Here is a 13,687-nt window from a genome sequence, read left to right on the forward strand (position 1 = left end):
CCAAAAGATGTTTAAAAAATTTATTAAAAGACCGGTACTGGCTATCGTCATATCGGTTATGATAGTTTTCACTGGCCTATTGGCCATCAAACAATTACCGATATCGCAATTTCCTGAAATTGCTCCGACCACCGTAAATATATTCATTGCCTATCCGGGTGCCAGTGCCGATGTTTTGGTAAACTCCACCCTAATTCCATTGGAAACAGCTATCAACGGAGTCCAAGGCATGCGTTATCTCGCTTCGGATGCGACCAGTGCGGGGGAAGGCACACTTCGCGTCATCTTTGAGCCGGGCACGGACCCCAACAGGGCCGTGGTAATGGTAAAGACAAGGGTAGACCAGGTGATGCCCAACTTACCCGAGTTGGTTCAGAAAGAAGGCGTGGTAATTACTCCGGTGCAGCCCAGTATGCTGATGTACGTAAACTTGTTTGCCGAAGATGGTCACAATGATGAAAAGTTCCTTTATAACTATGCATACACTAAAATTATACCGGAAATTCAGCGGATCAACGGTATTGCAAGCGCCCAAATACTAGGGAGCCGAAAATACGCCATGCGTGTTTGGCTAAAACCGGACCGTATGCGTGCCTATAATGTTTCCGCAGAGGAAATCATGGAAGCCATGCAGGAACAAAGTATTATTGCCCGTCCGGGTAGAATAGGTCAGAGTTCCGGTATGAAATCACAATCCTTGGAATATGTACTTACGTATACAGGTAGGTACAATCAGCCGGACCAGTATAAGGAAATTATTGTCCGTGCCAATGCTGAAGGAGAAACGATCACTCTTGGGGATTTGGCAGACGTGGAACTCGGAAGTGAATTCTTTGATATTTATTCCAATCTGGATGGACATCCATCGGCTTCCATTATTTTGAAACAAACCCTTGGAAGTAATGGTAAAGATGTCATTGACCAGGTAAAGGCCAAATTGACGGAACTAAAAGAGGAGCTCCCTCCTGGGTTGGATTACAGCATCAACTACGACGTGGCAAATTTCTTAGATGCCTCCATAGAACAAGTGCTCCATACGCTAAGGGATGCCTTTATTTTGGTAGCCATAGTAGTGTTCCTTTTTCTAGGGGATTGGAGATCTACACTGATTCCTATTATTGCCGTACCCGTGTCCTTGATCGGAGCTTTCTTTGTAATGCAGCTATTTGGTCTTTCTATCAACCTCATCACCCTATTTGCATTGGTATTGGCCATTGGTATTGTGGTGGATAACGCCATTGTGGTGGTAGAGGCGGTACACGTAAAAATGGAGGAGGAAAAATTGAATGCATTTAAGGCGTCTAAAGAAGTATTGGGTGAAATAGGCGGTGCTATCATTGCCATTACCTTGGTGATGGTTTCCGTGTTCATTCCAATTTCCTTTATGACCGGACCCGTTGGTGTATTCTATAGACAGTTTTCCATTACCATGGCAGGATCTATTGTAATATCTGCCGTTGTAGCCTTGACCCTTACCCCTGTTCTTTGTGCTATCCTTCTAAAGAATAACCATGGAAAACAAAAAAGAAAATCGCCCATAGACAAATTTATTGACTGGTTCAATAAGGGTTTTGAAAGGCTTACGGGTGGTTATGTTGGACTGTTAAACAAAATAGTGGCCCGTAGGGTGGTTACTTTTGGGATTCTTATTGCCTTTTGCGCAGGTATTTTCTTTACCAACGAATCGCTTCCTGCAGGATTTATACCCAATGAGGATCAAGGAATGATTTATGCTATTATACAGACACCTCCTGGATCTACATTGGAAAGGACCAATGACGTGGCTCGTAAGCTTCAAAAAATATGTGAGGAGACCGAGGGTGTAGAATCCGTTTCATCATTAGCGGGATACGAAATCATGACAGAAGGTCGTGGATCCAATGCAGGTACTTGTTTGATCAACTTGAAGCCATGGTCAGAGAGACATCATTCCGTACATGAAATTATGGAGGAACTGGAGGAAGAAACAAAAAATCTTGGTGCAAGAATCGAGTATTTTGAACCTCCTGCCGTTCCAGGTTTTGGTTCTTCAGGTGGTTTCTCCATGCGTTTGTTGGACAAAACCAACTCCACGGATTACCATGAGTTTGGTAAAATCAACGACGACTTTATGGAAGCTTTGGGCAAGCGTAAAGAATTGACCGGTTTATTCTCATTCTTCTCCGCAAACTATCCTCAATATGAGCTTAAAATAAACAATAAAATTGCCATGCAAAAAGGAGTTTCCATCGGAAAGGCTATGGAAAACCTCAATATTCTCATTGGTAGTACCTATGAGCAGGGCTTTATCCTTTATGGACGATTCTTTAAGGTTTACACCCAATCAGCTCCAGAGTATCGGGCGCTACCATCGGATCTCGAGAAACTCTTTGTAAAAAACGAAGAGGGTGAAATGGTACCTTATTCGGCCTTTATGAGCTTGGAAAAACGATTGGGACCTAACGAAATTACGCGTTACAACCTGTACAATTCAGCGACCATCAATGGTCTTCCGGCATCTGGTTATACCACTGGGGATGCCATCAAAGCCATTAGGGAAGTTGCGGCGGAATCCTTACCAAGAGGATATGATATTGCTTGGGAGGGTCTATCGTTCGACGAGGCCAATCGCGGAAACGAGTCCCTTTACATTTTTATAGTCGTACTAATTTTCGTGTATTTCGTTTTGGCGGCTCAATATGAAAGTTTCCTATTGCCCTTTGCCGTAATTTTATCGCTACCGGTAGGTGTATTCGGGTCATTTGCACTGTTAAAGCTAATGGGCTTGGCCAATGACGTTTATGCACAGATCGGTGTAATCATGCTGGTGGGCCTTTTGGGAAAAAATGCAGTATTGATCGTGGAATTTGCTGTTCAAAAACATAGGCAAGGTGCCTCGGTTTTAGAAGCGGCCATCGAAGGATCAAGAGCAAGGTTTAGACCTATCCTCATGACATCTTTTGCATTTATTGCCGGTCTAATCCCATTGGTAGTAGCCACAGGCGCTGGCGCCATAGGAAACCGAACCATCGGCGGATCTGCATTGGGAGGAATGCTTATAGGTACAATAGGTGGTGTGTTGGTCATACCTGGACTCTACTACATTTTTGCAAAAATGGCCGAAGGAAAAAGTCTTATTAAGGATGAATCTTTTGAGCCAATTTCAGAAGAATTTATGCGTACCAGCGAGGGTGAGAGCAAAACAGCTGCAGCACTCCGAGAAATGAAAAAACTCTTGAAAAAATTAACCAAAAGAAAAGACGATGAATAATATTAAAAATCTAAATAATAAAAAATCGCTTTTCGTCTGTGCGATCCTATTAGGGGTGTTGTATTCCTGTGTTCCAACAAAAACGTTGAAAGAGGAAAACAAAAATGTTCCGGAAAGCTATCAAACGTTATCTACCGATTCTTTAAATACGGCTAATGTTCAATGGCGGGAGTTTTTCTCAGACCCTAATCTCATTTCACTGATAGATACCGCTTTGGTAAACAATCAGGAACTGAACATAATGCTTCGTAAAATTGATATTGCACAGAACGAGGTCAAGGCAAGAACGGGAGAGTATTTGCCATTTATAGACCTAAAAGCCGGCGCAGAGGTGGAAAAAGTTGGCGAGTATACCCGGAACGGAGCCGTGGAAAAAAACCTGAAAATTAGGGAAGAAGAAGAATTTCCCGAGCCTTTGACGGATTACTCAGCAGGTGTTTTTGCCTCTTGGGAACTAGACGTTTGGAAAAAGCTTAGAAATTCTAAAAAGGCGGCAGTAATGGAATATCTGGCCACCGTAGAAGGTAAAAACTTTATGGTGACCAGTCTTATTGCTGAAATTGCCAACTCCTATTATGAATTGGTTGCTTTGGACAATCAAATGGCCATTATTGAGCAGAACCTTGAAATACAAGGTAACGCCTTAAAAATGGTTCGTTTACAAAAGCAAGCTGCTAGGGCGACCGAGTTGGCCGTACGAAGATTCGAAGCAGAGGTTCTAAAAAACCAAAGTCACAAATTCGAGGTGCGACAACAAATCGTAGAAACAGAAAATAGACTTAACTTCTTGATAGGACGGTCTCCTAAACCGATTGAACGCAATTCTGAACGTTTTATAGAAAGTGAGATTGATACCGTATACGCGGGAATACCAGCTCAACTACTTCAAAACCGACCTGACATTCGACAGGCCGAATATGAGTTGGAAGCGGCGAAATTGGACATTAAAGTGGCTAGGGCCAACTTTTATCCCTCCATAGGAATTAAGGCAGGTGTTGGACTGGAGGCTTTTAAGCCCAAATATCTTACTTCAACTCCTCAATCCCTTTTGTATTCGGCAGTAGGCGACTTAGTAGCTCCTTTAATCAATAGAAATGCGATAAAAGCAGAATATAATACAGCTAATGCAAGACAGGTTCAAGCTGTTTATGAATATGAGAAGTCCATTTTGCAAGGTTATATAGAGGTTGCCAATCAGCTTTCTAATCTAGACAATCTTAGAAAGACCTATGACCTAAAAGCAGAGCAAGTAAAGGCCTTAACCGAATCGATAGACCTTTCTACCCGACTTTTTCAATCTGCCAGAATTGAATACATAGAAGTCCTACTGACGCAGCGTGAAGCATTGGAGTCCAAAATGGAGTTAGTGGAAACCAAAAGAGATCAACTGGTAGCACGTGTAGATATTTATAAGGCCCTAGGTGGTGGATGGAATTAGCTTTTCCCCTAAACCATTTTAAAAAAGCCTCCAAAAATCGGAGGCTTTTTTTATTTATGAAAATCGATTCCTATTTCTTTAAATCCAGCACCGCATTGATCTTTGAAAATATTCCTGAGTTTTCGTAAACTCCTCTAAAGTTTTGTGCCTGTGGGCCATAAGCGAACAATGGTACCATAATAGCCGTATGGTCTATGGTCAGAAAATCGCCTTGCACTTCTCCTTTTTGGATATCTCCTCCTACTATTCCAAAACCGGAAGTTTCATGGTCCGCAGTAATCAATACCAAGGTATTTTCGGTTTTATCCGCAAATGTTAAAGCTTCCGCGACAGCCGCATCAAAATCCAGCATTTCATCTACGATAGTAGACACTTTGTTAGAATGTCCTCCATTATCAATCTGAGCACCCTCAACCACAATGAAAAATGGCTTTTTACCGCTTGAAAGAACGTTCAAGGATTTTTCCAAGGATTTTGGTAACATATCCTTTCTACCATTTTGCATCGTAGGCATCTTATTGTCCCCAAGATAAATTGCTGTCCTACTATCCAAAGTATTGAATTCCCTTAGCGTTGTAGGTTTAAAAATATCGCTTAATTCAGTTTCGAAACTTCCCCCCCCAGAAATAAAAAAATCGAGGTTACTTTTTTTTAAGTCCTGTAAAATCCCTTGGGTATTGTCTCGGTCCTTTACGTGCGCATAAAAAGAAGAAGGGGTCGCCCCATAAATTGCATCCGTTGTAATAATACCGGTTCTATACCCTTTGCTGGACGCAATTTTAACCAAGCTGTTTAAAACCTCATCTTTTGGCCCCAAACCTATGGCCCTGTTGTTTGCTTTTTGACCTGTCGCCATTGCAGTTGCGCCTGCAGCTGAGTCCGTTACCAAATCATCATAGGAAGACGTTTTAATAAGTCCGATATCCTTGATATTCGTGAGACTCAGATCTCCTTTATTCGCTATCATAGCGGCCGTAATTTGAGCCAATCCATTACCATCCCCAATCATAAGAATAATATTCCATGGTTTGGTGTTGGGGTCAAAGTTGTATTTGGGATCGTACGTTGATTTAATTCGCCCTGTATAAATCTTAGTGTCCAAAGATTCCAAATAGTTATGTGCCAACGCCGGATTATCTGTATTGATAAAATCCACACCTAATTTTGCCAAACGGGCCCACGCGGTCTTGGTATCTGGCGTCGCCCAAAATCTAAAAGGTTTTTCATGGGCATGTACTTTATCCAGAATGCCCTTTACGGTCTGTAACTCTTCAGATACCATTCGTCCATACCCGTTCCAAATAGAAAATCTTTGAAAACTTAAGCTTATCATCGCTACCTTTTCCAGAGGAATACTGTCCAAATCATCGATACTTTGGTGATCAAACAATATATATTCCGGATAATTCGCATAATCAGCGGGTTTGGGTCGGTTTCCCGATATCACAAATTTCACTTTACCCTCGGTTATAAGGCTTGGATATTTTTTTAATACGTTCTGAATTTCAACTAAAGTCGATTCTGCTTCTGATTTAATATCAATCAGTAACTGTACATCGCGTAGCTTACCCTTTTCCTGCATCTGTTTTAAGGGGTCTAGATATAGTTTGGAGAAAGTATTTCCTTCTATTATTTCCGATTCCTCATGGGTAGCATAAAGAGTCTTGTTCTTGAGGAACAAGTCTACCTCTATAGATGCCGCATTATTGATATAGGCCTCAAAAAAAGGGAATTCCTGTTCATAATCGTTATGTGAATGTACTTTGTAGGGTTCCTGCCCAAAAGTAAAATGAAAGTTTAGAACAATCCATAATACCGAGCAAACAATTCCTTTTGAATAATTCTTCTTCATTATTTTATGATTGATACTTCTCGCACCCTTATTGTTGGTTCAACATAGGACAATTTAAACTTAATACGCTTTTACCGCAAAGCAATTGTTCAAAACATTAGAATTTCAACTGCAAAAAAGAAAACGGTAGGGCTATCCTTACCGTTTTCTTTTATCCCCTGCAATTAATACCCTGGATTTTGCTCCAAAAATCCCTCGATACCCGATGCTGCATCCACAGCACTTTGAGGAATGGGAAACAGTCTTTTGTTTGGGTCAGAATCTGTTTTTTCCGTCCAAGAATCCTCATATTTACCAAAACGAATCTGGTCTCCCCTTCTGAATCCTTCCCAATAAAGTTCAAACCCGCGCTCGTTGAACATAACATCTAAATCTATTGATGCCAGCGGTGGTGGTGTTTGATCTGGCCTTGCCGTTCTTGAGGCTCGCAGTGTGTTTAAATCAGCTAAAGCCCCAGCATTATCCCCATTCCTTAATTTAGCTTCGGCGCGCATTAGATAAACTTCGGCCAAACGTAAAAGTACCAAATCTACACTGCTGAAGTTATTACCATTGGGGGATGTGCGGCTAAACTGATATTTGGCACAGCGATAACCTGTGTTATGATAAGAACCCTCCAAAGAAAAATCAACTTCAAGAGTATGGTTTACATAAGCAACATCACGGTCAGTTGCATTGCCCTTGCGCTGTTGTACCGGATAAATTCGCACACCGCCGTCGCAAGTAATGAACTGGCCATCCTCTCCTTTTCTTGGTCCCCATTGGGTTCCCCTTATGATACCCCTATCCATTTCAAAGGTCAAAGGATCGGCACAGTAATAGCTGTCCTCCGTTTCTGTTACCAACAACTTGTCACGTCCTTCAAAATCCAGTAATTGAGCCTCTGGCACAATGGTGTTCCTTTTGTAGAACCTAGCATCGACGTTGGCAGGATCTTCATCGTAGGCGTTTAGCCAACTTTGTATAAAGTCTGGGTTAAACGCAGGTCCATCGGTTCCATCAGCACTAGGAAATTCTGGTCTTGGAAACATGGATCCTGCAATGGACCAGTAGGCCCAACGACTGTGCTCCCTGTTAAGTACACCACGTTGGTCTAAAGCCCAAATGAGTTCAGGATTGCTATTGTTTTCATCATTGAAGAGCTCAAAATATTCGGCCGATAGGGAGAAATTTCCCGAATTGATTATGTTGTCGGTATACCGTATTACGGCATTCATATCCTCCGAAGTGAAATTAGGCGAACCATAAGGGTCCCTATATACCGCCGCATTGAGGTGCAGTCTTGCCAGAAAGCCCCAAACTGCCGACTGGGTAATACGCCCTGGTGCTCTATTCGTATTGATGACGTCGACCACAGACAACAACTCACTTTCTATGTAATCAATGGCCTCTTGGGCTCTAAGCACTTCGGAAAGCTCGTTGGAATCATCTTTTTTGAGAACCAAGCCCCAACTATCCAACATGAGCATATTTAAATAGGCACGAAGCGCTATCATCTCGTGGAGGGCTGCGGTTGCCTCGCTATTTCCTTGCTCAGAAAGTGGTCGTAAAACCTCTATAGCAGATAATGTTCTGGAAAGGTTGGTGGTCACCTCATTCCATCCATCACCTATCAAGTCATTGGTTGGTGTAAAGCTATGTTGATGCGCAGCAAGAAACTTCCCACCATCAAACCAGTCTGTTCCACCTCTGTAAGGCAAGATGGCCTCATCGGAAGGTATAAGCTGAAGACCATAGTAGTTGGTATGTCTCCATACCCATGATACATATCCATAAGCCGGCGCAATTGCTCCGCTTACCAGTTCTGCCTGGCCACCAAATTCGGCCTCGTCAAGCCTCTCCTCTTCGAGATCTGTACAGTTCCAAAAGAGTAGGGATACAAAAATTGTAGCCGTAGTTATAATTCTATTTCTCATAATTCTAATTTTTTTGATTTAAAACGATACATTCAATCCAATCAATAGTGTTCTAGGGGTGGGATACGTAAAGCGATCTATACCAAAGGTCTGTATCCCATCAATGGTATCCCCGGTATTTACCTCAGGATCAAACCCAGAATAATCGGTTATAACAAAGAGGTTCTGACCGGTTATGGTAAGCCTAAGGTTATTGACCAAATCTTCCATTCCTATGGACGAAGGCGAAAAGGTATATCCTAAGGTTGCATTATTGAGCCTAAGGAAACTACCATCTTCTAGATACCTTGTAGAGACCTCATTGGAATTACTCAATGTTTCGGCAGGAAACTGAACGGCAAAAGGAGTCGTATTAAGATTTCTACTCAGTTGCCCTTTGGAGAATAAGCTCATGGCCGTATGGTTATAGATTTTATTTCCGGAAACACCATTGAAGTTAAAGCCCAAATCAAAGTTATTGTAGTTGAACTTCATGTAGAAAGCATATAGAATATCTGGTAAAGCGCTTCCGGCCACTATTCTGTCATTATCTAATGAAACACCATCTGGAACGACATCCCTAAATTGGTTTTCACCTTCATTGTTTATGCCCTCGAAATCTTTCATGAAAAAGGCACCAATAGCCTCATTGTTAATGTATCCATTTATGGTGGCCCCAGTCTGCCCAGCGCCTTGGGCTGCTCCTGTGGTAATGACCTCAAATTGTGAATTTTCTACCCGATTGTCCGTATAAGATATGTTACCCCCAACATTAAAAGTAAAGTCATTCGTGAAACTACCTCTATAATCCAAGGCCAGTTCAACCCCTGTATTCTTGATTTCCAAATCAGGAATATTGGTCCAGATTTTCTCTGTAGGTTGTACGGGATCTACCCTATTGGCGAAAAGCACCACGTCACTGGTTACCTTATTAAAATAATCTAAGGTACCGGTTAATTTATTCTGCCATAGGGCGAAATCAAGACCAATGTTCGTTTGGGTGGTCACCTCCCATTTCAGGTCTGGGAAGGCTGTACGTACCGGTACAGTACCAAACGGGTAATCTGCTAAGCTTACCTCATTCCCACTGATAGGATAGGTATCGTTTTCATTCTTAGAATCTATATAACTTGCTAAACTAACTTTACTGGGTATACCATCCTGGTTTCCTGTCTGCCCCCAGCTAGCCCTTAATTTCAAATTATTAAAAATGGAATTTTCTGACATAAACACTTCATTACTAATATTCCAACCCAAGGCTATGGAGGGGAAATATCCATATTTATTATTTTTTCCAAACCTAGATGAGCCGTCTGCACGCATGGTGGCCGTTACCAAATATTTATCGGCATATCCATAATTGACCCTACCAAAAAAAGACTGTAATTCATTAATAAATGCCTGTGAGTTAAGTGTGGTTGGAAAACGCTCGGAACTGATTTGGTCCTGATACCTTGGTTCAATACCATTATCGGCAAAATCATCCAATTCAAACATTTTTTGTTCCAACGAGGTCTCTTGATAGGAATGACCTCCCAATATGGTAGCATTGTGCTCTCCTTTATTGTAGGTGTAGGTAAGCGTATTCTCTACAAGCGTATTGCTGTTTACCGTGGCAGAGGTATTTAAAAACCCAAATTCAAAGCCCTCAATCAAAGAAAAGGGAATCCTTTGCACATCCCTTGTAGTAGAGGAGTAATCAACACCTAAATTTAACTTGTAGGTAAGTCCCTTGATAATCTCAACCGAGGGCATGATATTGGCCAAAATTCGATTGCTTACAGCGTCATCGGAATATATCCTGTTCCGCACCAAAGGGTTTAATCGTTCATCATAGAAAGAAGGTTCTCCATTGGTAAATGGCGAAAAGGTAGGGTTTAGCTGCAACATATCAACTACGGTAGCCCCTGCATCAGGTCTTTCATTCAATGTCCTTGAAGCTGTTAGATTCAAGTCTACATTCAATCGGCCATCCCAGGCCTTTTGATTTAAGTTAACACGGCCCGAATACCTTTTTAGGGAACTGTTTTCAAAAGTACCTTGCTGATTATCTACACCGGTGGACACAAAATAATTGAAACTATCGGACTTTCCACCGCTCATGGAGAAGTTTATATTTTTTGAAATACCAGTACGTGTAAGTTCGTCCTGCCAATCTGTATTGGCTCCTGCATCCAATAGGTTTCCCCCAACGGCATTGACTTGGTTCCTAAATTCACTAGCGGAAAATACATCTATGGGGTTGGCAATGGTGGCAAAGGCTGTTGAAACATTAAGATTCATTTCTGTTTTTCCAGCCTGACCTTTCTTTGTGGTAATAACGATAACTCCATTGGCAGCCCTAGCCCCATATATAGCAGTTGCAGACGCATCCTTTAATACGTCCATAGTAGCAATATCCTGTGGATTGATAAAGTTCAATGGATTAGATGCCACGCCTATACTTGAATTGTCTATTACAAATCCATCCACAACGAAGAGAGGGGTAGTACCAGAACGTAAACTCCCAACACCCCTAATGATGATATTTTGTGAAGCCCCAGGTTCACCGCTAACATTGGTAACATTTACACCCGCCAATTTACCTTGAAGCAGTTGGCCAGGATTGGCTACTACACCTTTGTTAAAGTTCTCACTTTTTACGGATGCAATCGACCCGGTAACATCAGATTTCCTTTGCGTACCATAGCCCACAACCACAACATCGTCCAATTGGGTAGCGTCCGGCTCCAATTGTACATTGATCGCGGAATTAGTTCCAACTACTATCTCCTTGGGACTATAGCCCAAATAGGATATTTGTAAAGTTGCTCCAAAATCTACATTGATGGTGAAATTTCCATCAAAGTCCGTAATGGTACCATTATTGGTCCCTTTTTCCATAACGGATGCTCCAGGAAGCGGTGCTCCCGTTTCATCCATAACCTGACCTGTTACAGCGTTCTGGTCAGAAAAAAGAACAGAATCAAGGGAATCCTCTATGGATACCCGTTCCTTTTCTATACTTTTACAGGTAGTTTTTGAGTTCCCAAATAGGAAACTGTTTCCTGAAATCGCCAAAAGTAAGGCAATGCCGATTTTAGTTCGTCGGTTTTTAAAATACATAGATTTAAAGTGTTGAAGTTTTAGTGATTTTCGATACTTTTTTAGAGAGCCTGTTGCCGCAGGCTCTTTTTCATGGTTTTTATTTTAGCCCAAAAATAGATCTTAGTCAGCCACAGCTATGTTAGCTGTATATTATGCTTTGTTTAATTAAAAACGTCTCATAATATTTAACTTTAATAATGATATTGGAGGAATTGAAAACCATATTGCCCTTTTATCGATAATTACCTTCAGGTGTTCGAAGAGTTTGTTTGATTTGGGATAGTTATATCTAAATTCATATTGGAATAACCAATTACCAAAAAAACAGATTATGAAAAAGTGTTTAATACTTCTTGCTATTTATACTTTGTTACTCCTTTTTTATTAAAAGTATACTAGGAAAATTTTATTCTAATGTAAGAATGGAAGATTTCTGAGACACCCCATTTTCATTGAAGGCTTCTATAGAAAAATAGTACGTCAGATTTATATTCAAGGATTTTATATCCAAGGAAGACTTATCATAAACCATCCAAGAACTATAGAGCTTATCCGGAGCAATGCCCCAAAGAATATTATAGCCTTGGGCATTTTTGATAGGGTTCCAAGATAATTTGGCCCCTCTTCGTTTATCCGTTCGGGTTATCTTGAGTTTATTTACGGTTCTTGGTGCTTTTCCAAAACCGTTTCCAAAGATTCTTATATCGGATATGGACAAATAGGTAGTGGGTACGTGCAAATTCCTGTATCTAATAAACCTTACTCTTTGAGGTTCGTTCAATGCAACATAATCATTAGGTACGTCCGTTTTATTCTTACTTTTATCAATGATTACCTCCCAATTAGTACCGTCCACGGAAGCCTCAATACTATATTGATGATATAGGGCGGGAATCTTCCCATATAGATTCGACTTGTAATCATTATAATTAACTTGAACCGCTCTTACCAAAGCTGGTTTTTCCAAATCTATTTCTATCCACTGTGAGTTGTTATTTTCATCTGCCAACCAAAATGTTTTTACATTTTCGTCAATCAGATTTTCTGCGGGATATTCATTGACAGATGTGGACACCTTCACCGGCTTTTTGTAAGATAGTAGCATCCATCCGGTAAATTCACCCATTTTATCGGTTTCAGAGGGTGCATAATGGGGGTAATCCCCAAATCTTGTATTGGAATATAGTAATCCGTCATCATCGATAAATGTGGGGAACATACCAATTCGTCGTTCCCAACCCACATTAATGCCAACGGACATGGACGAAAAATGCCAATATTGGTTATCTGGACCAAGTACGGTACTTCCATGTCCCGCACCATTTATAAAACCTCCTGGTTTATAGGAAAATGGATTGTTCGGAGCATAGGTAAAGGGTCCTAGCGGGGAATCGGACATATAAGTGCCGTCTCCGTATACATTGAATTCCGTTCCCGGAGCTGCATATTGCAAATAATACTTTCCCTTTATCTTGTTCATCCAAGGACCTTCGACGTATCCTCTATTAATGGTATCCGAGTGATTCTCCCCAAATCTCTCCCAGCCATGTTTTTCTGGCTCCAGATTAAAAAATTCGTGAATTTCATCTGATGGCCGAAACCTTTTGTCCTTGTTCAACATTCTAGCTCTTACAGGAAATTTATTGGAGGAACCCCAATACATATATGCTTTACCATCATCATCTATAAAAAGTGCGGGATCTTGAAGGTTATGAAGAATGGAAGGGGTAGCTTGCCATTCTCCCCTTTCCGGGGTTTCACTGAACAATACGCTCATTGATCCCGAAGGATTTCCCGCCACACATAAGACCGAATCCTTGTAATTAAAGGCAGCTGGTGCATTGGAGCCTTGAAAATACCATTGTTTTGGTTTAATAAACTCCCAACTGTCCATATCCTTTGAATACCAATACCCCATGGAACGGGTGACAAACATATAATACCCGCCCTTAAAATGAACCACTGCTGGGTCTGCACCGGATCTATAGGATATATCCTTATGGGCGTCATAAATCATGTAGGTATAATCTATATTGATGGGATTGCAATAGGTTGATGGTTGGGCATTCGACAGAAAAGGAGATAAGAACCAAACAAAAAGAAAATAAAAATGATTTTTCAAAATTTGCATAGTCCTATTGGAATAGAAATCAAATAAATTTAAG

Annotated in this window: 6 protein-coding genes; 2 read left to right on the forward strand and 4 right to left on the reverse strand. The window is 41.1% G+C overall.

Annotation, left to right across the window (positions count from 1 at the left end):
• The first annotated feature begins 7 nt into the window (after positions 1 to 7).
• On the forward strand, positions 8 to 3,250 hold the full coding sequence (locus tag PP182_RS02570; RefSeq protein WP_272649765.1) for an efflux RND transporter permease subunit: 3,243 nt from the start codon (positions 8 to 10) through the stop codon (positions 3,248 to 3,250).
• Entirely contained in the window at positions 3,243 to 4,688 is a 1,446-nt protein-coding gene (locus PP182_RS02575; RefSeq protein ID WP_272649766.1) for a TolC family protein, read from the forward strand. Before PP182_RS02570 ends, PP182_RS02575 begins: the two co-directional genes overlap by 8 nt.
• 70 nt (positions 4,689 to 4,758) lie before the next feature.
• On the opposite strand, the gene PP182_RS02580 is transcribed toward PP182_RS02575, so the two are convergent.
• From PP182_RS02580 to PP182_RS02595, 4 genes are all read right to left on the reverse strand, one after another.
• Entirely contained in the window at positions 4,759 to 6,540 is a 1,782-nt protein-coding gene (locus tag PP182_RS02580) for an alkaline phosphatase (protein WP_272649767.1), read from the reverse strand.
• A 164-nt stretch (positions 6,541 to 6,704) separates the two neighbouring features.
• Positions 6,705 to 8,456, reverse strand: a complete 1,752-nt coding sequence (locus PP182_RS02585) for a RagB/SusD family nutrient uptake outer membrane protein (RefSeq protein ID WP_272649768.1) — start codon at positions 8,454 to 8,456, stop codon at positions 6,705 to 6,707.
• Between the two features lie 18 nt (positions 8,457 to 8,474).
• The gene (locus PP182_RS02590) at positions 8,475 to 11,540 is read right to left on the reverse strand and encodes a SusC/RagA family TonB-linked outer membrane protein (RefSeq protein WP_272649769.1); all 3,066 of its coding nucleotides are present in this window, start codon (positions 11,538 to 11,540) and stop codon (positions 8,475 to 8,477) included.
• Positions 11,541 to 11,928: 388 nt separating this feature from the next.
• Positions 11,929 to 13,653 (reverse strand): family 43 glycosylhydrolase, encoded by a 1,725-nt coding sequence (locus PP182_RS02595; protein WP_272649770.1) that lies wholly within the window; start codon positions 13,651 to 13,653, stop codon positions 11,929 to 11,931.
• Positions 13,654 to 13,687: the final 34 nt, after the last annotated feature.

The organism is Maribacter sp. PR1 (assembly GCF_028464145.1).
In the GTDB taxonomy this organism is placed as follows: Bacteria; Bacteroidota; Bacteroidia; order Flavobacteriales; family Flavobacteriaceae; genus Maribacter.

What these genes read in the sequence shown, in the direction of transcription:
- PP182_RS02570 (WP_272649765.1), top strand. Translation starts at nt 8, where the DNA reads ATGTTTAAAAAATTTATTAAAAGACCGGTACTGGCTATCGTCATATCG.
- PP182_RS02575 (WP_272649766.1), top strand. Translation starts at nt 3,243, where the DNA reads ATGAATAATATTAAAAATCTAAATAATAAAAAATCGCTTTTCGTCTGT.
- PP182_RS02580 (WP_272649767.1), bottom strand. Translation starts at nt 6,540, where the DNA reads ATGAAGAAGAATTATTCAAAAGGAATTGTTTGCTCGGTATTATGGATT.
- PP182_RS02585 (WP_272649768.1), bottom strand. Translation starts at nt 8,456, where the DNA reads ATGAGAAATAGAATTATAACTACGGCTACAATTTTTGTATCCCTACTC.
- PP182_RS02590 (WP_272649769.1), bottom strand. Translation starts at nt 11,540, where the DNA reads ATGTATTTTAAAAACCGACGAACTAAAATCGGCATTGCCTTACTTTTG.
- PP182_RS02595 (WP_272649770.1), bottom strand. Translation starts at nt 13,653, where the DNA reads ATGCAAATTTTGAAAAATCATTTTTATTTTCTTTTTGTTTGGTTCTTA.